We start from the raw sequence: 22294 nt of genomic DNA, 5'->3' as shown, positions 1-22294 counted from the left end.
GCGGTAATAAATCGCTATCGGGGCTTGTTTTATTATTTAAACATAAGCATTAGCCGTTTACGCTTTATTCAGCGAATAGCTGTAGGTATAGCTTTTGCCATCGAGGGCGCTGCGATAGGAGAAGCTGAGGACGCCTTTGGACGTTTCGCCAGTGAAAGCAAGCTCATCGCCATAATAAGGAATGTCGTTCTTTTCCGCATATTCCTGCTCGGCAGCAGACAAGAACTGTTTATAAAGAAGCGTAGCGTTGCCCGTCTTCAAATCGACTAAAGTAAGCAGCCCTGTTTGGTTAGGACGAATAATTAGGTAGCCTTGGCCCATGCCTAGCACGGCATACACTTCATCTTTGCCACCCAGCTTGGGAAGATCATATTCCTCCAAAGTGGCTCCGCTGCTGTCCAGCAGAGATAACGTTTTGCCGTCCGTCAGCAAAGGGTTGTTGTTCATGGCGACGATGTTAGGCTCATAGCGCTTGAAGTATTTCGCAGCAGCTTGCTTGACCAGCTTATGATCTTTAATATAAGCGGCGTGGGATTGGAACTGAACGCTAGGCTCGCCATAGTTGAAGAGAATGGATACCATAAGGCCGCTGGTCCCGATTGCTTTAGTTGAAAGGCCCCAGTAGCCGGCGATGTCTGCATCCAGCTTAAGCTTGCCCGCAAGCTGGGGAATATCGGATTTGCCAAGCGCCGTATACAGATTGCCAGTTGCCGTATCTAGCCATGCTGCGCCGGATTGCAAGCTGCCACCCGTTTGATAAGTGACCTTCTGGTTAATCCCTACTGTGTTATCGGCCTGTTTCCAAGTCACGCTTGCCCCAATGGATTCCGAGAAAAAGCGCAGCGGTACGTAGACATGGCCTTTAATCACTTGCAGCGGGGTGTTCAGCTTGATCTGCTTGCCGTTGTTGATCGCCTCCGTGGACCCGACCTTCAACGTAACCAGATGTCCCGGGTAGCTCATCGTGACGGCTTTGGCGGCTGCGTCCCAAGACACTAGGGCTCCTAGCAGCTCGCCAACCTCACGAAGCGGCATATACACCGAGTTTTGTGATATAAAAGGAGCTGCTTCGGTCACATAGGAGTTTCCGTTCACCTTAAGCGTTATTTTCTTGGCGGCTGGTGCAACTGCCGCCGCTGTTATGTAATCGCTGCTGCTTGCTGGAAGTGCTGCTGATGCAAGAGGCGCTCCCATTAACGAAGCTGCGAGGCTGATTGCTGGAATGACTGTAAAAGCAGTGCGTAAACGTTTCATCCTTATTCCTCCTATTTAAGGTCGTTGCTATTGCTATGCCTTCTAAGCTTAGTCTAAAATTAAAGACGCAGCCACACTACAAATAGTTACAATTTTGGCTGAATAAAATTCGATTTAGTTGTCTAACGTGATGAAGGAATTGACATACTCCAAGTGGAATTCATGTATAATGGCTTTGAAGCAAGGGCTATCATTAGCATAAAATGTTAATTCGGAGGTTTCGCATATGACGGAAATAGCATTATGGCCAGAATCAGCTTATGAAAATGTGGAAGGTGAGCGCCCGTATTTAGTGCCTCATCTTATCAAGTCGGGTAAGCCACTAGCAGCAGTCATCGTGCTTCCAGGCGGCGGTTATCGCTATCGTGCCGATCATGAAGGAGAGCCAATTGCTAAGTGGTTAAATGATTTAGGCTTGCATGCATTTGTTCTTCATTACCGTGTAGCTCCGCATAAGCATCCTATTCCGCTCGGTGACGCGAAGCGCGCCATGCGGATCGTCAGAAGCCAGGCAGCTGAGTTCGGCATTGATCCCGCGCGTATTGGCATACTCGGCTTCTCGGCTGGCGGTCATCTGGCTTCCACAGTCGGCACGCATTTTGATGCCGGAGACAGCAGCAGCTCCGATCCGATCGAACGTGCAAGCAGCCGCCCAGATGCGATGGTTCTGTGTTATCCGGTTATTTCGCTAGGGGAGTTCCGTCACGATGGCTCCTTGGTCCATTTGCTTGGTGATGATGCGCCTGAGGAGCTTCGCAGGGAGCTGTCGAACGAGCTGCAAGTTACGGAGCAGACACCGCCGACCTTCCTCTGGCATTGCGCAGATGACGGGGCCGTTCCGGTCCAGAACAGCTTAATGTTTGCAGCAGCGCTTGCTAGCAGCGGCGTTCCTTATGAAATGCACATTTATGAGAGCGGCGGACATGGCATCGGCCTTGCCTATGACCATCCTGAAGCGCATACTTGGAGCTTATGCTGCGGCAACTGGCTGAAAAAACGCGGCTTTACGGAAGATTTAGAGGTTCAGTAACGATAGCTACAATAGCGAACAGCATGAGTACAGCAGCAGGGCGCAGGAGCGAATTATTCATTCAATCTGACGATTGGTCCTAAGGGCTTGCTGGCCTGCTGCTATGGGCTTGGGCATTTGGTGCAGCAGCAGTCACAGGGTCTCCGGGAAAAGCCGGAGGCCTTTTTATAAATATAAGCCATTATAAGCGTCACCCTTATAATCGGCTTATGACGATATAGATAGAGAAGCGGAGCTGAGAAGCATGATGCAAATGAGAGGGAAAATCGTACTTGTTACCGGAGCAAATGCGGGCATGGGATTGGCATCAGCTACGGAGCTGGCTAAGGCTGGCGCGGACGTTATTATGGCTTGCCGCAGCCTGGAGCGCGGCGAAGCCGCAAGGCAGCAGGCACTTGCCGCAAGCGGTGCTGCGCATATTGAGCTGATGGCCTGTGATCTTGGAGATTTTGCGAGCATTGCTGCCTTTTGCGAAGCTTTCAAGCAGCGGTACGACCGGCTGGATGTGCTGCTAAACAATGCAGGCGTTGTATCGCTGAAGCGCGAGCTAACCAAGGATGGTTATGAAAGCATGATCGGCGTTAATCATCTGGGCCATTTTTTACTGACGACATCGCTATTGGAGCTGCTGGAGCGATCACCGCAGGGCAGAGTAGTCAATGTATCCTCGGGCGCATATAAAGCGGGGAAAATCCATTTTGAAGACATAAATCTGACTCGAGGCTTTAGTGTAGTAAAGGGTTATGCCCAATCGAAGCTGGCCAATATTTTGTTCACCAAGGAGCTGGCTAGGCGGCTGGCGCATACGAAGGTGACGGTTAATTGCCTGCATCCAGGAGCGGTAGGAACGTCGCTCGGCGTTAACCGCCAGACGGGATTCGGCAAAAGCATGCATGCGCTGCTGCGGCCTTTTTTCTTAACTTCGCTGCAGGGGGCGCAGACGGCGCTGTATTTGGCGAGCTCGGAGGAAGGCGGAGCGGTAAGCGGGCACTATTTTTATAAGCAAAAAAGGGAGGAAGTGTCTGCTAAAGCAATGGATGAGCAGGCTGCCAAGCGGCTTTGGGAATGGAGCGAGCAGCAGCTTGAACACAGAAAGCAAGCGAAATAAAGCGAGCTGGGGGGCGTTATCGTGGGAGGTTGTTTGAATGTTTGAGAAAGCAGCTGTCAAGTCGGCTATCGCGCTGCTTGCGTTGTTTAGCCTCATGCTGGCTGGCTGTACGAAGGATGCGCCGAAGCCTGAGAGAAGCAACCCTGCCATGCTGCAATGGCTGCCAATCATTAAACAGTCGGGCAAGCTGGTTATCGCCACAACCGAAAATTACCCGTTTGAATATACGGATGAAGAGACAGGCGAGTTTATAGGGTACGATGTGGATTTGGCGCAAGCGATTGCAGACGAAATTGGCGTAGACATTGAATGGAAAAAAATGCCCTTTGCTGAGCTGCTTAACGCCTTGCAGCTGGGTAAAGCCGACATGGTTATAGCCAGTATGTATATTACCGAGGAGCGGGAACGCACCGTCGATATGTCGGATAAATATTTGGATTCCGGCATGGCAATCGTCAAGCGGATGAGCGATCATTCGGTACGCTCGCTTAATGATTTGACTGGCAAGACGATTGGTGTAAAAACGCAGGCGACCAGCGAACGGGAAGCAGAAGCGCTTATTGCGCAGGGCAAAGAAATTAAAATACGATCGTATGCTTCGGTAGCGGAATGTATGGAAGCATTGCGCTCTGGCGAGGTAGATATCGTATTTAACGATTATTTAAAGCAGGTCAGCTACAATCAGCATTATCCCGAGGCACACTTGGAGCTGGTAGGCGGCGCATTTACCCAAGAAGGCTTCGGGATAGCTGTCGTCAAAGGGCAGACCGAATTGCTTCAGGTCGTCAATCAGGTCATACACAGGCTGCAGGAAAATGGCGATGCGGATGTGCTGTACAGCAAATGGCTGCAATAATGGGGAAAACGAAGGAGGAACACACATGAAACAACGGCAATTTGCTTTTACAGCTATTCGCGTGTTGGCGATTTATTTTTTGGTAGCAGGCATTGGAAGGCTGATGGATGTAGTAGCGCCTATTATGCTGAGCGGCAGCGATGCTCATGTATCGGCGTGGGCGTATTTGTCTCTGGTACTGCCAGGCCTCGTTTATGTGGCGGCAAGCGTTTTTCTATGGTCGAAGGCAGAAGGCCTCGTACTGCGTATTGTGCAAGGCCAAGTAGAAGACGCCGCAGAGGCGCTTCCAGCTACTCGATTCGCCAGCGGCGAGCTTTACAAGCTTGCGTTGTCGCTTACAGGCGTCATCCTTATTGTGCTAACCTTGCCTACGCTCGCGTCAACGATCATTCAGCTTCTGCAAGTTAATGAAACGAGCTATACAGTAACGCAGCCGTTTCTTTATTCCAACTGGGCTGTCATAATGGAATGCATAGTGAAGCTGGGGCTAGGATTACTGTTAATCATTAAAACACAGGTTATTTTTGGCTGGGTGGGGCGCACCTTTCAACAGGTTCGGACGAACAACCAATAAACGAATGATCAATAAGCGTGCAATCAATAAACGCATGGGCATAAAAAAGACTGGCGACGCATCGGGCTGTGCAAGAAGGCACCCGATAAGGTCATCGCCAGTCTTTTTGTTTTTTTGCTAAAGTCAGCAGCAATCCATCAGGCAAAATCCAGCAGGTAATGTATAGCGTTAAGCGAGTGTTGCTTATGGACGAAATTCGACGTTGAGCTGAATAATTTCGGCGCGGCTGCCGATGCGAAGCGGCGGTCCCCAAGTGCCGAAGCCGGAGGAGACGATGGCATGCAGCTGTCCTTTTTTCAAAAAGCCCCAGTCCAGCTCGAACAGCCGTCTTGTGAACAAGTGGTTCGGCATCATTTGACCGCGGTGGGTATGGCCGGACAAGGAAAGATCAATGCCCTGCAGCGAAGCCTGCTCCAGATCGGAGGGCTGATGATCCATCATGATGAGCGGCAGGGTAGCGTCAAGCGCTGCGACGAGCTCCTTCACGGATTGACGGCCTTCCGGGTCTGATCGCTTCGCGGTTAAGTCCTTGCGGCCAATGATGTAAAAGCCGTCGTCAATTTTCACGCTCTCGTCCAGCAGGACGCGTATGCCGACAGCATCCATCTCCGCAATGAAGCGGGCAATGTGTCCGCCATAATATTCATGATTGCCAAGCACAGCGTAGACGCCGAGCGGCGCACGCAGACGCTTCATGACCTCGGACATATTGTCATCCAAATAGGGGGCAATATCATCATCGATGACGTCGCCAGGCAGCAAAATCAAATCGGGCTTCATATGCTCCATAGCCTTCGCAAGCCGCGCCAAATGGCGTTTGCCGACGATGGTGCCGAGGTGGATGTCAGAGGCCATGCCGATACGCAGCGATGTGCGTGGTCCTGCTGGCTTGGCAATCGTAATGGAATAAGTGCGAACGACCGGCGACCACGCATTCCAGCTCCCGCGCAGCAAAATGGCCAACATGATAACGGCGACTGCGCTGCCTACTGCAAGCAGAGCTGTAGAGGCGGAGATACCAAGCTTCGTCAGCAGCCAATAAATCAGATTTGCTGGAGGAAGCAGCAGCACCGCATATTCCATTACCGCGAGCCAGTAGGAGCCGATGAGCTTGAACACACGCCCTATTTTGCGCAGAGGTGCTACAGGTTGAAGAAGTCTTCCAATGATATAAGAGATAGAAATAATGGCGACAGCGAAGGCATAGGGCAGAGGATTGTCCAGAGAAGTCAAGGCCGATAAATAAACCCATCCATTCCAGCCAATATAAGCGTTAATAGCCACAAAAATAAATAATACTAAAGCGATTGTACCGATCAAACGCGGTTTCAACATTTGCACTCCCCAGTCATTATCATTGTGCATGAGATTAAGTCAAAGCATCTATTATCCTTCATGGTGACAATACTATAGCATAACGGCAATTGTCAGGTAAAATAGAGTCATAGACTAGAGGGAAAAAGGGGGCTTTAGCGTTGCCTTTAATTATGCAAATTTTATTGTTTATTGCTGCTGGGCTTGCAGAAATCGGCGGCGGCTATTTGGTGTGGCTTTGGCTGCGCGAAGGAAAGCCTTATTGGTACGGCATATTGGGCAGTGGGATCTTGGTGCTGTACGGGATTTTGCCTACGCTGCAATCGTTTCCGACCTTTGGCAGAGTGTATGCGGCATATGGCGGCGTGTTTGTCGCAATGGCGGTGCTTTGGGGGTGGCTCGTAGACAAGCGGACGCCTGATCTTTACGATTGGATTGGCGCTGCCGTATGTCTGGTCGGCGTATCGATTATTTTGTGGGCGCCGCGAGGATAGCTGCTTAGGCGTCATGCTTGAACTATTTTTGACAACATTAGCATTTGTAAGGATAATATAGCTTTACAAGCTGGACGAATGGGGCGAATGGAAGAGATGAAATCATTAGTGCTCGCGGAAAAGCCAAGCGTGGCAAAGGAAATTGCCCGTGTGCTCGGCTGTACGAACAAAAATAAAAGCTACATAGAAGGCCCGAAATATGTGGTAACCTGGGCACTTGGCCATTTGGTTACCCTCGCGGAGCCGGAGGAATATGATCCGAAATACCGCGCCTGGAATTTGGAGGATTTGCCGCTGCTGCCTCCTAAAATGAACTTGAAGGTGATGAAGGAAACGTCGCATCAGTTCAAGGCGGTAGCGCAGCTGTGCAAGCGTTCTGATATTAGCGAGCTTATTATCGCAACGGATGCCGGGCGTGAGGGCGAGCTGGTTGCCCGCTGGATTATGGAGCTGGTGCATTGGCGCAAGCCGTTTAAACGGCTCTGGATTTCGTCGCAGACGGATAAAGCGATCAAGGATGGCTTTAGCAGGCTGAAGCCGGGAGCGGAATATAACCATTTGTATGCATCTGCGGTATGCCGCGCCGAGGCGGACTGGCTAATTGGACTGAATGTCACCCGTGCCTTGACGACCAAATACAATGCACAGCTGGCGGCAGGACGCGTGCAGACGCCGACGCTCGCTGCGCTGATGGACCGGGAGAAGGAAATTGAGCAGTTCCAGTCCCAGCCGTTTTGGACGGTATCTGCCGATATGGGCACTTTCCAGGCGGTATGGCGCGAGCAGGATGGCCATGATGGACGTGTATGGGGCCGTGATGAAGCAGGAGCGGTCGTCGCCCGCTTGCAGGGAAAGGGCGCGAAGGTCGACAAGCTGCGTACAGTCGAAAAGTCGGAGCCGCATCCGGGCGCCTATGACTTGACGGAGCTGCAGCGCGACGCGAACAAGCGGCTGGGCTTCTCGGCGAAGCAGACGTCGGTTGTGCTGCAGAAGCTGTATGAGCAGCATAAAATCGTCACTTATCCGCGTACCGACTCGCGCTATCTATCGAGCGACATCGTGCCGACGTTCAAAAGCAGGCTGGAAAGCGTGGCGGTCGGCCCTTATGCGCCTTTTGCCCGCAAGCTGCTGCGCGGCCCGCTAACTGTGACGAAGCGATTCGTTGATGACAGCAAGGTGAGCGATCACCATGCGATTATTCCAACGGAGCAATACGTTAATTTGTCTGCGTTAAGCGCGGAGGAGCGCAAGCTGTATGATCTGATCGTCCGCCGTTTTCTAGCCTTGTTCTCGCCAGCGTACCGCTATGATGAGACGAGCGTTACGCTGGCGGTTGGCAGCGATAAGCTGTACGCCAAAGGCCGGGTGCAGAAGGAAAGCGGCTGGAAAGAGCTTTACAGCGGAGCTGGCAGCGGAAGCTTTAGCGACGATGACGATGAAGACGACGATAAAGCACGCAGCGAGGCGGATCGCCAGCCGGAGCAGCTGCTGCCGGCCATGAGCATGGGGCAGACGCTGCCGATTAAGCAAGCCCGCTTCAAGGAATTGCGGACGCTGCCGCCTGCAAGATATACGGAAGCATCGCTGCTTGGCCGAATGGAGAAGCATAGCTTGGGCACGCCAGCGACGCGCGCGGATATTATTGAGAAGCTGCTCGGAACCGACACGATTGAGCGTCGGGGCAATCAGCTGTCGCCAACGGGAAAAGGCAGGCAGCTGATCGAAATTGTCGTCGAGGAACTTCGCCGGCCAGAGCTGACGGCTGAGTGGGAGCGGGAGCTGGAGCGGATTGCGCTTGGCAAGGGCAACCCAGCGAAATTTATGGCGGGCATTCGCGAGCAGGCGAGCAAATGGGTGGCAGAGGTGAAAAATGAGACAAAGGAATACAAGCCTCATAATCTGACGCATTCGCGCTGCCCGGAATGCAGCAAGCACTTGATGGAAGTGAAGGGCAAGCGCGGCAAGTCGCTTGTATGTCCAGATCGGGAATGCGGCTATCGCCGCTCGGCTGAGCCGGCGCTGTCGAACAAGCGCTGCCCGCAATGCCGCAAGAAGATGGAAATTCATGACGGCAAAGCCGGAAAATACGCACAGTGCCGACCATGCAACGTCATTGAAATGCTGGGCGATAAACAGGGCGGCCGGATTAATAAGCATCAGGAGAAAAAACTGATCAATCAATTCAGCGATAATGTGTCGCTCTCGAACAGCTTGGCGGATGCCCTCAAGGCAGCTATGAGCAAGCAGGAAGACGACAAGTAAGGAATCAAGCAAGTTAGCGAGCAAGCTAATAAACAAGATAGCCAGCAAATAAGTATGGGGATAACCCCAAAAAGCTTCGGCCTGCGATAAAAAAGCAGGCTGGAAGCTTTTTTCTTATAAATAGGCTTGACTAGTGTTATCGTTGGCTTTAGCGTTATAGGGGCATAGGGAATATAATCGTTTTCGTAAGCGTTTTCTTTGAGAAAGAACGCGGTTGTGAAGCAACTATTTTGGCAGTGGCAGGAGGAACGTTCATGTGGAAAGCGGATCAGCTATTAAATCGGCTTTATGAGGAAGCGGTTGAAGCGCATCGTGAAGCGGCGGAAGCAGAGAGCAGGGAAGGCAGAAGGCTGCAATTAAAGAGAGAGCTTGCATCAGCGATAGGTTCTTTTGAATCAAACTCTGGGCATGAGCCTGTCGTGCTCGAACGGGTCCAATGCGATGGATATACGAGGGAACGGGTGGAGCTATCCGCTACACCGGGGCTGTCCTTCGCAGCGTATGTGCTCATTCCAGACGGCGCAAAGAGCGGGCAGCTGCCCGGTGTATTGGCGGTGCATGGGCATGGTTATGGCAGCAGGGAAATCGTCGGTTTGCTTCCGGACGGGACGGAAGACCATGGAGAGCCTAACATTCATCAGCATTTTGCCGTCCAACTGGTAAAGCGAGGCATGGTTGTTATTGCGCCCGATGTCGTCGGCTTCGGTGAACGGAGGCTGGATGCGGATTTGCAGGAAAATTCCGACGCCCCAAGCTCCTGCTATAGATTGTCTACCCAGCTCATGATGCTGGGCAAAACGCTAACGGGCCTTCGGACGGCCGAAGTGTTGGAAGCGCTTAACCATTTGGCGGGCAGGCCAGAGGTAGATGCAGCCCGCATAGGGGCGATGGGTTTTTCCGGCGGAGCACTTATCTCATATGTAGCCGCAGCGCTGGATGAACGAATAAAGGCCGTTGTTTTGACTGGCTTTACGAATACGTTTAAGGAAAGCATATTTGCGGTGCATCACTGTATCGACAATTATACGCCAGGCCTGCTGGCCTACGCCGAGCTTCCCGAGCTGATCGGGCTAATTGCGCCGCGTCCACTGTTTCTGGAATCTGGGCAAAACGATCCGATTTTCCCGGTTGAGGGCTTTAAAAAAGCGGCAGCAGAGCTTCAGGCCATTTATGAACGCGAAGGCGTGCCGGGGCAGCTGCAATCCGATATTTTCCCGGGTGTCCATGAAATTAGCGGGCGGGTTTCCTATAATTGGCTGCGTGAAACGCTATCCATGTAGGGGAGGGTGAAAGGGTAATATAGGCAAAGTATAAGCGAAAAATGCTATCCTACCCATCAAAATAGACCATTTAGAAAGAACAAAGAGGCTGCCGCCGGGCTGCCTCTTTGTTCTTTCCGCCAGCCAGTGAATAGCGGCTGCATGCCTACATGCCTACACGCCTACATGCGTAAAGCCGCCCTGCAATGGATGGACAATACCATCGACATTGTCCTTAATAGGGACGGTAAAATTGCTTTAGGTAAGAGGAGGGAGATTCGCCGTACATTTTTTTGAACACTCTGCTGAAATAAAATGGATTTTGATACCCGAGCCGATCGCTAATATCAGAAATGTTTAAGGAACTGCTGCGCATTAGCGCTACGGCGTGCTGGAGCCTTAGTCTGGTATGCGCCTCAATGATGGTTTGTCCGGTTACGCGCTTGAATGTAGCGGAAAGATAGCTGTAATTCAAGTTTAAGGCAGCTGCCAAATGACTGGCTGAAAAAGGCTCGCAGCTATGCGACCCCAGAAAAGCGATAATCCGCTCGGAAATTTCCTCAGCCCCTGTGCTTTTTCTTTCCAGTGTAGACGCTTGGTGAAGATCCAGAAGCAGCTCGTATACGCTGAGGCTAGTTCTCGTCATTTGATGAGATCGCACCTTCTGGGGCATCTTCATCAGCGCGTTCAAACGGTTTTCCATGCCTGGAAAGGCAGTGCCCTGCTTTGGCAAAGTGAGCCTATATTGATAATGATCGGGATAATAAAGGGCCAGCTCCGGCAGCGGGGCCTTTTCTTTATAAGGGGTATTTTCATGATCCTCACTATTTTCCATATTAAAATGAATCCAATACCACTGCGTACCCGCAGCCGTTTTATGCCGTCCCCAATGATGAAGTCCTTTTTTCAAAAATAAATATTGCTTGGCCTGGATTAGGAAGGGTACTCCCTCCTCCTCCACCTGCATGCTGCCGCTTGCCACGTACAAAAAAACATGATAATCCAGCGTGCGATCGGGATGCGTGTATAGCTCCTCTGTCTGGTTCCAGCCAATGTCCCGTACTAATGGAAAACGATCGGCTGTTAAGGTAAGGTGGGCATCCATAGAAGCCTCCATATGTTCGATTTATTTGATTGGCACAAAAAAAGGATAGGTTTTGCTAATCGATGTGCATGTACGCCTTTTATTATATCGTTTTAGACTAAGGAGGAAAAACAAATATTGTGCTGGAAGGGTGCAGACGATGAATAAGAGGAACTTATCTGCCAAGCATGCGCTGAGCGAATTTGCCGCTGGCAAAGTGAAGCTATCTCCGGGGCCGCTTAAAGCCCGCTTTGAGCTGAACAAGAAATATATAATGATCCTCACGGATGAGAATCTGCTCCGCAATTTTTATTTGGAAGCCGGGCTGTGGAGCTATAGCGGGAATGGGGGTACAACGAGCGCGACTACGACGAGCAGCGATGGCCCTGAGCATTGGCATTGGGGCTGGGAATCGCCAACCTGCGAGCTGCGCGGACATATGATGGGGCACTGGCTGTCTGCAGCTGCCCGGATCTACTCGCAGACGGGAGATGCTCAGGTGAGAGCGAAAGCCGATTTTATTGTAGCGGAGCTTGAAAGATGCCAGCAGGCGAATGAAGGACAGTGGCTGGCCGCTTTTCCCCAAACGTATATGAATCGCATGGCACAAGGAAGATTTGTGTGGGCGCCGCATTATACCATTCACAAGCTGCTTATGGGATTGCACGAGATGTACGTGTTGACTGGCAATCAGAAGGCATTGACCATTATGAATGGCTTGGCGGCATGGTTCCACAAATGGACGGCACGCTTTTCCGAGCAGGAAATGGACGAGCTGCTTGATTTGGAGACGGGCGGCATGCTGGAAGCATGGGCTGATCTGTATGGCATTACTCGTGATCCGAAGCATCTGGCGCTCATTAAAAAATATGACCGGCGGCGATTTTTCGATGCGCTGCTTGAAGGGCAGGACGTGCTGACGAACAAGCATGCCAACACGCAAATTCCTGAAATATTGGGTGCTGCGCGGGCATGGGAGGTAACGGGCGAGGCAAGATATCGCAAAATAGTTGAAGCCTTCTGGAAAAACGCGGTAACGGATAGAGGATATGTGGCAACGGGTGCGGGTGATAATGGCGAGCTGTGGATGCCTGCTGGAGACATGGGGGCAAGGCTTGGCGTCGGTCAAGAGCATTGCTGCAATTACAATATGATGCGGCTGGCCCATACGCTGCTGCGCTGGACCGGTGAGGCAGCGTATGCCGATTATTGGGAACGGCGTTTTGTAAATGGTGTTCTGGCGCACCAGCATGGCGATACTGGCATGGTTTCCTATTTTCTTGGCATGGGAGCGGGCAGCCAAAAGGCGTGGGGATCACCAACTCAGCATTTCTGGTGCTGCCACGGGACGCTGGTGCAGGCCAATGCTGCCTACGCTTCGCAGATTTTTCTGGCAGATCAGGAGGGGATATCGGTATGCCAGTGGCTTTCATCGGAGCTGGTCTATGAATGGGAGGGCTGTGCCATTCGTCTTCAGCTTGAGCAAGATGGTCAATATGGGGACTATCCGCTGAATAATTGGTCGGTTACGGGGATGGAGGCTATTACAAAAGTAAATACCCCGCCGCTGCCCATCCATCGTCCGAATGCCATGAAGTATAAGCTGACTATCCGCACGGAGCAGCCCATCGCCTTCGCGCTTAAGCTGCGTATGCCATGGTGGCTGGGCGGGCAAGCGAGCATTTCTATTAATGGGCGCCCAGCAGAAGCGGACTTATATGCGCCTTCCTCCTTCGTTAAGCTGGCCCGCCAGTGGGAGGATGGAGATATCATCACGGTAGAGCTGCCGAAGGAGCTGAAGGCTGAGCCGCTTCCGGGCGACGATGGAAAAGTTGCTTTTCTCGATGGTCCTGTCGTCCTTGCAGGCTTGACAGCGGAGGAGCGCCATCTTGCTGGTGATCCAGCCCATCCGGCTGCGCTGCTGACGCCTGACCGCGAGCGCAATCACAGCTGGTGGAATAGCGGCTATTACCGGACGGCAGGCATCGACCGCGGTTTTCGGTTCATCCCGCTGTACGAGGTTAAGGAAGAGGCGTATACGGTTTATTTTTCAATTAAGCCAAACTAAATAAAGGTCTAGCTGGCATTCGCAGCCTTTACAAGAGGGGCTTCTTACCTGCGTCAATCATCCAAGAGACAGACGTCTTGCCGACATATGCTATGGAGGAGGAAGCAGGAAAGGAGCTGGTAGTTTTTGAGCGAGCATCAGGGCAGGCAGTTGGCGAGCAAGTGGGCGAAGACGGCCGTATTATTGTCACACGCGGGTATTGCCCCGCATATTCCCCCTACCAGACGGTATACTGGGGAAAACTTGAGGAGCATGCTGCAAACGCATCGAATGGTTGTCATCAAGCCGGTTTGCGGAGCAGGCGGGCACGGGGTTATTAAGGTGACGCAGGATGGAAGCGCAAGCTATTCTTACACCTACTATGCAAAGAAAAAGCAATTCAGCAGCTTTAATGCTCTGAAGAGCGCGCTTGATAAACAACGCAAGGGAAGGGCTTATATTATACAAAAAGGCATCCTTCTTGCGTCCGTCGGCAGCAGGCCGATCGATTACCGCGTGAAATATGTAAAGACCGATAGAGGCTGGGTTTATCGCTCCATGGTAGGAAGAATTGCTAGAGAGGGCTTATTCGTAACGAACCTCTGTCGAGGCGGAACGATGGTTAGCGCGGCAGAAGGCATCAGGCGCTCGATTTCCGGTACAGTCGTTCGGGCAAAAAAATCGAAGATGAGAGAATTGACGGTGCAGGCGACACAGCTGCTGGAAAGCCGGTTTCCGGGCATTGGACAGCTGGGCTTCGATTATGGCATCGACAAGAGCGGGAAGATATGGATTTTCGAGGTGAATACGCGGCCGCAATAAACCCGAAAGGGTTTATTTTTTTGCTTCCTAACTGAATTTCCATAAGAGGGAAAATTAACTAATGGCATTAAACGATAAGATTGATAGATTAAGAGATTGTAATTAAAGTTTTTTATGGAAATGGTAAAATTTGAGACTGTGTATAACCGTATCCACAATGTACACAGCGCGAATCCTCAAGATTCGACGTTTATACACACGCCATGCACACCCTGTCCACAAGCAGTTGTGTATAACCAGAACGGTTGTTCTATCGTTTATACCCGTGATAATATGGTGAAGCATTAGAAAAGCCAAGAAAGGAAGTGCCGATTATGGAGCTTATGTCCGACGATTTTCTTAAGGACACCTACTATGCGGCGGTCCAGTCTAAGCTAGATCAGGAATTTATTCAAATGCTGCTTTATGAAATGAAGCGAAGGCAATTGACAGACGAGGATGTGCGCATTACAGCCTGAGACGTTATTCCTGCCATTCACTTATGCACACTTCTATCGTATGCGCGCAGCTTGGGCACAGTGCCGTATGTAAACAACTTGCATCGCCTATCTGATTGCGAGCGGAACCGGAGATGGATACAGGCTCGTATGGAGCATAAGGATCACTCCATTCCAGCGTACGCCCGCAATCGTTCATCGCTTCATTGCACTTGTCACAATTTACTTCCACTCTCTTGATGCCATTGCAGACTGGACAAAACATAAGGGTATCCTCCTTGGCATGCACCGCTTAATGCTATGCATCGCTCCAAGGTAGAATACCCTTATTTGTGTGTATTTACTTCCTTGCATGTATGGAAGGCTGCGAGCGTCTCCGGCTTACAGCTTCATATTGCTGCTGTGGCCCGGGGAAAGCTTCGCTTCCGGATCTACATATACTTTAGCATTATTAATCGCTGTTGGAGCTTCTCCAAACCCGACAGCAATCAGCTTGAGCTTGCCTGGGTAAGTCGTAATATCGCCTGCGGCGAACAATCCAGGAATATTCGTTTCCATGCGGGTATCCACAACGATGGAGCCGCCCTGAATCTCAATGCCCCATTCGGCAATTGGGCCAAGGGAGGAAACGAAGCCGAAGTTGACAATAACGGCGTCGACATTAAGCTCTGTCGTTTCTTTCGTTTTCACATGGGCAAGCGTTACTTTCTCGATTTGGTCCTCGCCATGCAGCGCGGTAATTTCCATCGGAGTCAGCACATTGACCTTGGAATTCATCAGGTTCTCCACACTGTGCTCATGCGCGCGGAACTTGTCTCTGCGATGAATGAGCGTCACGCTCTTTGCAATCGGCTCCAGCATAAGCGACCAGTCAACCGCGGAGTCGCCGCCACCGCTGATCAGGACGTTCTGGTCTTTAAAGCGCTGCAGATCGCCGACAAAATAATGCAGATTTTTCTTCTCGTAAGCGGCAGCCTCTGGAAGCTCCAGACGACGCGGCTCAAACGCGCCTACGCCAGCTGTAATAATAACGGCCTTCGCATAATGGGTTTCTGTATCAGTCGTAATTTCAAACAGGCGCTCATCTTTTTTGACGACCTGTGTAACTTTTTGCTCCAGGCAAATCTCAGGCTTGAAATGGTTGAGCTGCTCCACAAGGCGGTCAACAAGCTCTTGCGCCGTAACTTTCGGAAAGCCTGCAACGTCATAAATATATTTCTCTGGATAAAGAGCAGCCAGTTGTCCTCCAAGTTGGGGCATGCTTTCAATAAGCTTAACGGATGCTTGGCGCATGCCGCCGTAAAAAGCAGCGAACAGGCCAGCGGGACCGCCGCCAATAATTGCGATATCGACAATGTTTTCAGGTAGTTCAGTTTGAGACAACGTAGGCACCTCCATATATTTGTATCTATCCTTATTATTATAAACTTACGGAGACAAAGAAGGAAATAACTAATTTGTATGCCCTTCTAAACTTTTTCGTATAAAATGCCATTGAACTTTTGTTTAAAACTCTGTAGTATGTCTGTTGTATGTTAAGGTTGGTACAGCTGGAAATTGGCTAATTAAAGGGAGACTAAGTTGCACATTTAATCCTCGTAGATCATAAATGTAGAAAGAGGTTTGTGTAATTTTTCACAATATAATTAAACGCATAGGAATGGAAGGGATCATACGATGAGCAACATACCTAAGATTGTTATTCTGGGTGCGGGATACGGCGGAGTACTGACGGCGTTGCGTTTGCAGAAGGAGCTTAACTACAACGAAGCAGATGTTACATTGGTAAACAAGCATGACTATCATTACATTACCACTCATTTGCATATGCCGGCGGCAGGAACCGATAATCCTGAAAATGCCCGTGTCAGCATCTCGAAGCTGATTGATGAATTTAAAATTGATTTCGTGAAATCGACTGTTGTACAAATTCGCCCGCAGGACAAAAAGGTCATTTTGGAAGACGGTACGCTATCTTACGATTATTTGGTTGTGGGGCTGGGCGGCGAGCCGGAAACGTTCGGCATTCCTGGTCTTGGCGAGCATGCGATGAACATTCGCAGCATTAACTCGGTCCGCCTTATCCGCGAGCATATTGAATATCAATTTGCCCGCTTCAAGCGCGAGCCGCATCGCACCGATTATTTGACGTTTATTGTAGGCGGAGCAGGCTTTACCGGCATTGAGTTCGTCGGCGAGCTGTCCGACCGCATTCCTGAGCTGTGCAAGCAGTTCGATGTGGACCCGGCGCTTGTGAAAATCTACAATATTGAAGCGGCTCCGACGGCGCTGCCAGGCTTTGATCCAGAGCTTGTCGAATATGCAATGAATGTGCTGACGAAGAAAAACGTCACGTTCCGAATTGGCACAGCGATAAAAGAGTGCACGGCAGAAGGCGTCGTTGTTGGCGAAGGGGAAGAGATCAAGTCGGCAACGGTTATTTGGACGGGCGGCATCCGCGGCAATCGCTTGATTGAGGATGCAGGCTTTGAAACGATGCGCGGACGCGTGAAAATCGACGACCAGCTGCGCGCGCCAGGCCATGAGAATATTTACATTTTGGGCGACAACTCGCTCATGTTTAATCCGGAAGGCCGTCCATATCCGCCAACTGCGCAAATTGCAATGCAGCAGGGCGTCGTGTGCGCACATAATTTGGTTGCTTCGATTCGCAACCAGCCGCTTAAAGCATTCGCGTTCAGCAATAAAGGTACAGTAGCGTCCCTTGGCAAAGGCGAAGCGATCGGCCTTGCTTTTGGCAAAAAATATAAAGGCCGGGTAGCGGCATGGCTGAAGAAAATGATCGACCTGCGCTATCTGTTCATTATCGGCGGCATTCCGCTCGTTCTGCGCAAAGGGAAGTTTTTCTAATGCGTCACTGCAGCGTGCAGGTTCGGGGGTTGCTGACGCGGGATGAGCTGGATCGCTATAATGCTCTAATGGAAGTAGGCTCGTTTCTAGAGTCGCAAAATCGGTATGATCTGGCTTATCCGGTACAAAAGGAAGTCGACCTGCTCATCCAGCCGGCCATTGAACGGTTGAAGGATAAGGGCCGCGAGCGCGACCGTGCGACGCAGGAGTATTTGGAAGCGAAGCGCCTAGGCCTTGATGAAGAGGACGACGAGGAAGAAGATTAGGCGAAGCGAATAAACAAACAACCGCCCCGGCACAGTGACGAGCATTCGTCAGCGTGCCGGGGCGGTTATGCATTATTTTCAGAAGAAAGAAAAAAGGTCTACACTTTCAGCAGAGCGGTGAATTTCGCCGAATCGAGCAAATTGCCGACGTAGAAGTCGCCAAAGTCGCCGTAACGCGCGCTGACTTCATCAAAGCGCATTTCATAGATCAGCTTCTTGAACTGCAGTGCGTCCTCTGCGAACAGTGTAACGCCCCACTCCCAATTGTCGAAGCCGACGGAGCCGCTAATAATTTGCTTCACTTTGCCCGCATATTTGCGGCCAATCATGCCATGGCTGCGCATCATCGTGCGGCGCTCGTCCATGCCGAGCATATACCAATTGTCGCTGCCATCGCGGCGCTTGTTCATCGGGTAGAAGCAGATGTGGCGCGCTTTTGGCAAAATCGGCTTGAGGCGGGCGAGAATTTCCGGATTTTCCATCGGATCAACGCCTGGCTGGTTCACATAGTTGCTGAGCTCCACAACGCTTACATAGGAATAGGTCGGCGTTGTAAAGGAAGCGAACGCTGTTTTATTGAAAGCCGTCTCGATTTCATTCAGCTCCTCCAGCGTTTCGCGCAGGTGCATGAATACAAAATCAGCCTTCTGTCCAACGATGGAGTAGACAGCTGTGCTGCCTTGCTTGCTTTCCTCGACATCTGACCATTGCTTCAGAAACGTATTCAGCTCGTCGAGCATGCGGTTTTGCTCTTCGGTGGTGCTCAGTCTCCAGGCAGCCCAATTGACGCTGCGGAAATCATGGAGGCAGTACCAGCCTTCTAGTGTAATTGCTACTTCACTCATATCAGCGATAACCCCTATCTTTGGCATATTTTGCTGTGAACATTGTATCGTAGTTTAGGGCGGTAGGGCAAATGTCGGACTTGTGACAATTGGCAGATCGGAATTGACTTCCTTAAGCGGTTTCATTAAAATGTTATCGAGAGTCTGAGAGGGGAATCGTACATGCTTCAACTGATTATTGCGACGGTGCTGTTTTTGGTCATGATGTTCGGCATCGGATTTATTCTGAATATGCTATTGAAAACAACATGGTTTCCCATTTATATGTTTATTATTGTTCTTGTGCCGTTCTATGTGTGGAGTACGTGGGATAAGACGCTCTCCGCTTCCGAAAACTTTACGAGTTTTACTTTCATTGATTTAGTTCCAGTATTTGGCGCATTAATTGGCGCATACTTAAGCGGCTGGACGATTCAAGCGCTGCGCAAGGGCGGCTACAAGATGTTTTAAGCGTATAAGCAAATCCCTCACTTGGGGGATTTTTTCTATTCTTCTCTCTATTTCCCGGAATGAAACGCGCCGCGCCGCCAAAGGATGGCGACAGCCGTTTCACCTTGAAATATAGGAAAGGATATCTTAATGCGATCCTTTCTCTATATTTCTCGGACTGAAACGCACTGCGCTGCCAAAGGATGGCGACAGCCGTTTCACCTTGAAATATAGGAAAGGATATCTTAATGCGATCCTTTCTCTCTATTTCTCGGACTGAAACGCACTGCGCTGCCAAAGGACAGCGACAGCCGTTTCACCTTGTGTTAAACTGATAGAAAGTATGGACAGGATGGAGTAGATGCCATGCGCATCGGTAACTTATTGCAGTATACGGAGCATCACCGCTATTATATTTTTCGTGATTTTTCATTAAGCAGTTTGGATTATAAAATATTATCGCTCATCTATCAGCCGATGATTGGCGCCTTCGCGGTTGCGTTGTACCAGCAGCTGTACCATGGCATATCGGATGGGGCTTCCGGCTATTCCTCGCTGGAGCCGCAGCGCAAGCTGTTTCTCGGGCTGGGACTTGAGATGAATGAGCGCGGCCGCAAGCATCTTGTCGAGCAGGCGTCGCGCCTCGAGGCAGTTGGTCTGCTGCAAACGTCGCGGCTGGCACTGCCGGAGCAAAGCGACCTGATTTATGAATATGAGCTGGCTAAGCCGCTCACGCCGGGCGAGTTTTTTCAAACCCAGCATTTGGTTATGCTGCTTCGTGACAAGGTTGGGAAATACGCGCTAATTGCGTTAAGGGAATCATTTGGCGCGCAGGAGCCGGACGAGCTGGCCAGCGTACAGCTGAGCAAGGAGAACATTTCCGTACCGTTCTATGAGCTGTTTCAGCTTAATCCCCAATCCGTGGACCCGGAGCTGGAGCAGGCATTAAGCGAGGTGGCGCCATCTCGGCAAGCAGCACCTAGGCTTAAACAGGAGACGGCAGGCATTCCTTATGGGGAAATTATTTTGCGGTTTCCGCGCAATTCCGCTAACCGCAGCTATGTAGAGCGGCTGCGCGGCGATGGCGAGCAGCTTGGGCAGCTGAATTACGTCGCTTACAAATACAGCTTAAATGCGAGCGATCTTTGCCGTCTGCTGGATGAGGATGGCGTATTTGCGCCTGACGGGCTGCTGCTCATTGACGAGCTGCAAATGCGGGCCAATCAAATGTACCGCCAGGATAAGAAGCGCGAAGGGGATCGCCAGCGTACGATTGCCCGCGTGCAGCAGTCTCAGGCGGAAGTAACTGAAGACAATATTGAAGAGTTTGGCGTTCAGGAAGAATATTATTTAAGCGTGCCTAACTTGCTTGATGGCAGATGCGACATTCATCAGTACAATATGCTGATGCGCAATGAGCCGCATACCCGCTTTATGCAGCGCTTTTTCCCTGGGGCTGTACCGGATTGGATTGAACGCTCCTTCGAGCGCATCGATCTCAATTACCGGCTGCCTGCTCCTGTTATTAATGTACTCATTCATTATGTTATAGGCATGAACGACGCCCATCGGATGACGAAAACCTTCGTTGAAGCGGTCGTATCCAATATGCTCGTCAAGCAGATAGATACGTTTGAGAAGGCTGTTGGCTACGTGCGCGAGCAAGGGAAGGTTGAAGAGGGCAAGGAACAGCGTCAAGAAAATGCGCGTTCTGTGGGCGCAACGGGGCGCGGAGGGTCCCGTGCTGGCGCAAGAGGCGGTGCTTCCCGTAAGCCAAGCATCCCGATTGTGCAGGATACGGAATCGGCTAGCCAAGTATCGCCCGAGAAGCTTGAAGAAATGCGACAGCTGGCAAGGAAGCTGGATGGAAAATAAGATTGCGGGGTGATTAAGAATGGAATCGCTGGGTGAGCTTCTGAAAGCATGGCCTGCGGGCAAGTCATTAACGGATCAGGCGGACCGCAAGCTGGAAGAGCTGCTTGCCGATCCGCTTGTGCATCGGCTGCGGGAGAAGCATCCCGAGCTGGATGAGCAGGCGGTTCGTCTTAATTTGAACCGGGTCTATCAATATGTAACGGAATATCGGAACTGTACGAACTGTCCGGGGCTTGACCAATGCCCGAATGACTTTGAGGGCCATTATACGCTGCTTTCATGCGATATCGTGCAGGAGCGCGTACAGCTGCATGACCGCAAAGTGGCCTGCAAGAAAATGATTGCCCGCAGGAGCGAGGAGCGGATCAGGAAACGGATTCGCAGCTTCTATGTAGATGACCGGGCGCTCAAGAGCGGCTATTCGGCGCTCGAAATTTTGGACAAGGACCCTACCCGGGCTGAAGCAGCTTACCGCGTCATTGAATATATTGACCGGACGAAGGAGCAGGGCCTTCAGCCAAACGGCCTGTATTTAGCCGGGAAGTTTGGCACAGGGAAGACGTTTCTTATGTGCTACCTGCTGCATGAGCTGGCGAAAGCCGATTATTCCGGCGTCATCGTCTACATGCCTGATTTTGTCGAGGATTTGAAGTCGATGATGCACGAGCCGGCGAAGCTGCGGGAGACGGTAGAGATGATGAAGGAAACCGACCTGCTTATCTTCGATGATATCGGCGCCGAAAACTTGAATCCTTGGGCAAGGGATCATGTGCTTGGCTCCATATTGAATTATCGGATGAACCGCAAGCCGACGCTGTATACGTCCAATTATGAGCTTGATGGGCTTGAGCGGCATTTTAGCTTCACAAGCAAGGATGGCGATGAAGTGTATAAAGGGCAGCGATTGATGGACCGGATTCGGCCCTATGTCGATGTGATTATGGTCACAGGCGACAATAAGCGAGGATTAAAATAAAAAATTTGTTTAAAATTTTAGCCTTTAGGTTACTCTATTAAACCTGTCGAGAACGATTCGACAGGTTTTTTTGCATCTGTAAACATTTATAAATGTTTTACTTTTATAACGAATAATCAATGATGGTGCAATCGCGGGGGCAATACCCAAAAGACTGGGATACAACGGTTCATGGCAAATGAATAAAAGTGTATGAAGCGAATTTTCGCTCTAAAAATGTAAACGCATTATTGGTAGTAATTGTTAATTTATACGTAACTTAAATTAAAAATGTTTGCGTTTTCATTAAAAAATTTTTAAATTAATTTTTTGTGTCGTTTTTAATCAAATGCCGTATTTTCGGACATAATACCTTACGCAAAACAGCCGTAGTATGTGATATTGCTCAGTTTTACCGAAATGGGTAGTTGATTAAGTCTGATTTTATGCTATAATCTCTAGCATCAAATAGAGAATCTCAAACTATTCATAATTATTCCTTATGCCAAATA

General features: G+C 50.5%; 21 protein-coding genes. 15 read left to right on the top strand and 6 right to left on the bottom strand.

Features of this window, described 5'->3' with window-relative positions; all coding sequences use genetic code 11:
• Positions 1 to 57 precede the first annotated feature (57 nt).
• Complete coding sequence (locus tag AC6B99_RS11175; protein WP_056039415.1) at positions 58 to 1254, bottom strand: copper amine oxidase N-terminal domain-containing protein; 1197 nt, start codon at positions 1252 to 1254, stop codon at positions 58 to 60.
• A gap of 226 nt (positions 1255 to 1480) precedes the next feature.
• Here AC6B99_RS11175 and AC6B99_RS11170 point away from each other — a divergent pair, with 226 nt between their 5' ends.
• The 4 genes from AC6B99_RS11170 to AC6B99_RS11155 all read left to right on the top strand — a co-directional run bounded on the left by AC6B99_RS11170 (position 1481) and on the right by AC6B99_RS11155 (position 4822).
• Complete coding sequence (locus tag AC6B99_RS11170; protein WP_056039418.1) at positions 1481 to 2284, top strand: alpha/beta hydrolase; 804 nt, start codon at positions 1481 to 1483, stop codon at positions 2282 to 2284.
• 244 nt (positions 2285 to 2528) lie between these two features.
• Positions 2529 to 3392, top strand: coding sequence for an SDR family oxidoreductase (locus AC6B99_RS11165; RefSeq protein WP_235533244.1), 864 nt, complete (start codon positions 2529 to 2531; stop codon positions 3390 to 3392).
• A gap of 37 nt (positions 3393 to 3429) precedes the next feature.
• On the top strand, positions 3430 to 4248 hold the full coding sequence (locus AC6B99_RS11160) for a substrate-binding periplasmic protein (protein WP_056039422.1): 819 nt from the start codon (positions 3430 to 3432) through the stop codon (positions 4246 to 4248).
• A gap of 25 nt (positions 4249 to 4273) precedes the next feature.
• On the top strand, positions 4274 to 4822 hold the full coding sequence (locus AC6B99_RS11155) for a hypothetical protein (RefSeq protein ID WP_496663354.1): 549 nt from the start codon (positions 4274 to 4276) through the stop codon (positions 4820 to 4822).
• Positions 4823 to 5005: 183 nt separating this feature from the next.
• Here the strand turns inward: AC6B99_RS11155 and AC6B99_RS11150 are convergent, their stop codons facing one another.
• The gene (locus AC6B99_RS11150; RefSeq protein ID WP_494879960.1) at positions 5006 to 6157 is read right to left on the bottom strand and encodes a metallophosphoesterase; all 1152 of its coding nucleotides are present in this window, start codon (positions 6155 to 6157) and stop codon (positions 5006 to 5008) included.
• Positions 6158 to 6309: 152 nt separating this feature from the next.
• On the opposite strand from AC6B99_RS11150, the gene AC6B99_RS11145 reads away from it, so the two are divergent.
• The 3 genes from AC6B99_RS11145 (at position 6310) to AC6B99_RS11135 (ending at position 10172) form a co-directional block, all read left to right on the top strand.
• A complete protein-coding gene (locus AC6B99_RS11145) occupies positions 6310 to 6630 on the top strand; it encodes a YnfA family protein (RefSeq protein ID WP_099521380.1) in 321 nt (106 codons plus the stop codon).
• A 96-nt stretch (positions 6631 to 6726) separates the two neighbouring features.
• On the top strand, positions 6727 to 8892 hold the full coding sequence (locus AC6B99_RS11140) for a DNA topoisomerase III (RefSeq protein WP_496663353.1): 2166 nt from the start codon (positions 6727 to 6729) through the stop codon (positions 8890 to 8892).
• Between the two features lie 254 nt (positions 8893 to 9146).
• Positions 9147 to 10172: a dienelactone hydrolase family protein gene (locus AC6B99_RS11135; RefSeq protein ID WP_496663352.1), complete on the top strand. Its 1026-nt coding sequence runs from the start codon at positions 9147 to 9149 to the stop codon at positions 10170 to 10172.
• Between the two features lie 214 nt (positions 10173 to 10386).
• On the opposite strand, the gene AC6B99_RS11130 is transcribed toward AC6B99_RS11135, so the two are convergent.
• Entirely contained in the window at positions 10387 to 11256 is an 870-nt protein-coding gene (locus AC6B99_RS11130; RefSeq protein ID WP_494879963.1) for a helix-turn-helix domain-containing protein, read from the bottom strand.
• Between the two features lie 139 nt (positions 11257 to 11395).
• Here AC6B99_RS11130 and AC6B99_RS11125 point away from each other — a divergent pair, with 139 nt between their 5' ends.
• From AC6B99_RS11125 to sda, 3 genes are all read left to right on the top strand, one after another.
• Entirely contained in the window at positions 11396 to 13303 is a 1908-nt protein-coding gene (locus tag AC6B99_RS11125) for a beta-L-arabinofuranosidase domain-containing protein (protein ID WP_235533245.1), read from the top strand.
• A gap of 126 nt (positions 13304 to 13429) precedes the next feature.
• Positions 13430 to 14104: a YheC/YheD family protein gene (locus tag AC6B99_RS11120; protein ID WP_056039434.1), complete on the top strand. Its 675-nt coding sequence runs from the start codon at positions 13430 to 13432 to the stop codon at positions 14102 to 14104.
• 314 nt (positions 14105 to 14418) lie between these two features.
• Positions 14419 to 14562 (top strand): sporulation histidine kinase inhibitor Sda, encoded by a 144-nt coding sequence (gene sda / locus AC6B99_RS11115; protein ID WP_056039437.1) that lies wholly within the window; start codon positions 14419 to 14421, stop codon positions 14560 to 14562.
• A gap of 4 nt (positions 14563 to 14566) precedes the next feature.
• On the opposite strand, the gene AC6B99_RS11110 is transcribed toward sda, so the two are convergent.
• Both AC6B99_RS11110 and AC6B99_RS11105 read right to left on the bottom strand, forming a co-directional pair.
• Positions 14567 to 14806 carry a hypothetical protein gene (locus tag AC6B99_RS11110; RefSeq protein ID WP_150131491.1) on the bottom strand — a complete coding sequence of 80 codons (240 nt, stop codon included), beginning with the start codon at positions 14804 to 14806 and terminating at the stop codon, positions 14567 to 14569.
• Positions 14807 to 14922: 116 nt separating this feature from the next.
• Positions 14923 to 15939 carry an NAD(P)/FAD-dependent oxidoreductase gene (locus AC6B99_RS11105; RefSeq protein WP_081418961.1) on the bottom strand — a complete coding sequence of 339 codons (1017 nt, stop codon included), beginning with the start codon at positions 15937 to 15939 and terminating at the stop codon, positions 14923 to 14925.
• A gap of 279 nt (positions 15940 to 16218) precedes the next feature.
• On the opposite strand from AC6B99_RS11105, the gene AC6B99_RS11100 reads away from it, so the two are divergent.
• The gene (locus tag AC6B99_RS11100; RefSeq protein ID WP_056039442.1) at positions 16219 to 17412 is read left to right on the top strand and encodes an NAD(P)/FAD-dependent oxidoreductase; all 1194 of its coding nucleotides are present in this window, start codon (positions 16219 to 16221) and stop codon (positions 17410 to 17412) included.
• On the top strand, positions 17412 to 17678 hold the full coding sequence (locus AC6B99_RS11095; protein ID WP_056039445.1) for a hypothetical protein: 267 nt from the start codon (positions 17412 to 17414) through the stop codon (positions 17676 to 17678). Before AC6B99_RS11100 ends, AC6B99_RS11095 begins: the two co-directional genes overlap by 1 nt.
• A 98-nt stretch (positions 17679 to 17776) precedes the next feature.
• Here the strand turns inward: AC6B99_RS11095 and hemQ are convergent, their stop codons facing one another.
• Positions 17777 to 18523, bottom strand: a complete 747-nt coding sequence (gene hemQ / locus AC6B99_RS11090; RefSeq protein ID WP_494864122.1) for a hydrogen peroxide-dependent heme synthase — start codon at positions 18521 to 18523, stop codon at positions 17777 to 17779.
• 162 nt (positions 18524 to 18685) lie between these two features.
• On the opposite strand from hemQ, the gene AC6B99_RS11085 reads away from it, so the two are divergent.
• The 3 genes from AC6B99_RS11085 (at position 18686) to dnaI (ending at position 21803) form a co-directional block, all read left to right on the top strand.
• On the top strand, positions 18686 to 18973 hold the full coding sequence (locus AC6B99_RS11085; RefSeq protein WP_056039452.1) for a YuiB family protein: 288 nt from the start codon (positions 18686 to 18688) through the stop codon (positions 18971 to 18973).
• A gap of 345 nt (positions 18974 to 19318) precedes the next feature.
• Entirely contained in the window at positions 19319 to 20827 is a 1509-nt protein-coding gene (locus tag AC6B99_RS11080; protein ID WP_056039456.1) for a replication initiation and membrane attachment family protein, read from the top strand.
• Positions 20828 to 20846: 19 nt separating this feature from the next.
• The gene (dnaI, locus tag AC6B99_RS11075) at positions 20847 to 21803 is read left to right on the top strand and encodes a primosomal protein DnaI (protein ID WP_056039460.1); all 957 of its coding nucleotides are present in this window, start codon (positions 20847 to 20849) and stop codon (positions 21801 to 21803) included.
• Positions 21804 to 22294 lie beyond the last annotated feature (491 nt).

The organism is Paenibacillus liaoningensis, from assembly GCF_059609455.1.
This window is presented reverse-complemented; position numbering and strand designations above follow the sequence as displayed.

Excerpts from the sequence above, each read along its gene's own strand:
- sda (WP_056039437.1), top strand. The coding sequence starts at position 14,419 with ATGGAGCTTATGTCCGACGATTTTCTTAAGGACACCTACTATGCGGCG.
- AC6B99_RS11105 (WP_081418961.1), bottom strand. The coding sequence starts at position 15,939 with ATGGAGGTGCCTACGTTGTCTCAAACTGAACTACCTGAAAACATTGTC.
- AC6B99_RS11170 (WP_056039418.1), top strand. The coding sequence starts at position 1,481 with ATGACGGAAATAGCATTATGGCCAGAATCAGCTTATGAAAATGTGGAA.
- AC6B99_RS11125 (WP_235533245.1), top strand. The coding sequence starts at position 11,396 with ATGAATAAGAGGAACTTATCTGCCAAGCATGCGCTGAGCGAATTTGCC.
- AC6B99_RS11150 (WP_494879960.1), bottom strand. The coding sequence starts at position 6,157 with ATGTTGAAACCGCGTTTGATCGGTACAATCGCTTTAGTATTATTTATT.
- dnaI (WP_056039460.1), top strand. The coding sequence starts at position 20,847 with ATGGAATCGCTGGGTGAGCTTCTGAAAGCATGGCCTGCGGGCAAGTCA.
- AC6B99_RS11080 (WP_056039456.1), top strand. The coding sequence starts at position 19,319 with ATGCGCATCGGTAACTTATTGCAGTATACGGAGCATCACCGCTATTAT.
- AC6B99_RS11085 (WP_056039452.1), top strand. The coding sequence starts at position 18,686 with ATGCTTCAACTGATTATTGCGACGGTGCTGTTTTTGGTCATGATGTTC.
- AC6B99_RS11140 (WP_496663353.1), top strand. The coding sequence starts at position 6,727 with ATGAAATCATTAGTGCTCGCGGAAAAGCCAAGCGTGGCAAAGGAAATT.
- AC6B99_RS11145 (WP_099521380.1), top strand. The coding sequence starts at position 6,310 with ATGCAAATTTTATTGTTTATTGCTGCTGGGCTTGCAGAAATCGGCGGC.
- AC6B99_RS11100 (WP_056039442.1), top strand. The coding sequence starts at position 16,219 with ATGAGCAACATACCTAAGATTGTTATTCTGGGTGCGGGATACGGCGGA.
- AC6B99_RS11135 (WP_496663352.1), top strand. The coding sequence starts at position 9,147 with ATGTGGAAAGCGGATCAGCTATTAAATCGGCTTTATGAGGAAGCGGTT.
- AC6B99_RS11095 (WP_056039445.1), top strand. The coding sequence starts at position 17,412 with ATGCGTCACTGCAGCGTGCAGGTTCGGGGGTTGCTGACGCGGGATGAG.
- AC6B99_RS11165 (WP_235533244.1), top strand. The coding sequence starts at position 2,529 with ATGATGCAAATGAGAGGGAAAATCGTACTTGTTACCGGAGCAAATGCG.
- hemQ (WP_494864122.1), bottom strand. The coding sequence starts at position 18,523 with ATGAGTGAAGTAGCAATTACACTAGAAGGCTGGTACTGCCTCCATGAT.
- AC6B99_RS11175 (WP_056039415.1), bottom strand. The coding sequence starts at position 1,254 with ATGAAACGTTTACGCACTGCTTTTACAGTCATTCCAGCAATCAGCCTC.
- AC6B99_RS11155 (WP_496663354.1), top strand. The coding sequence starts at position 4,274 with ATGAAACAACGGCAATTTGCTTTTACAGCTATTCGCGTGTTGGCGATT.
- AC6B99_RS11130 (WP_494879963.1), bottom strand. The coding sequence starts at position 11,256 with ATGGATGCCCACCTTACCTTAACAGCCGATCGTTTTCCATTAGTACGG.
- AC6B99_RS11110 (WP_150131491.1), bottom strand. The coding sequence starts at position 14,806 with ATGTTTTGTCCAGTCTGCAATGGCATCAAGAGAGTGGAAGTAAATTGT.
- AC6B99_RS11160 (WP_056039422.1), top strand. The coding sequence starts at position 3,430 with ATGTTTGAGAAAGCAGCTGTCAAGTCGGCTATCGCGCTGCTTGCGTTG.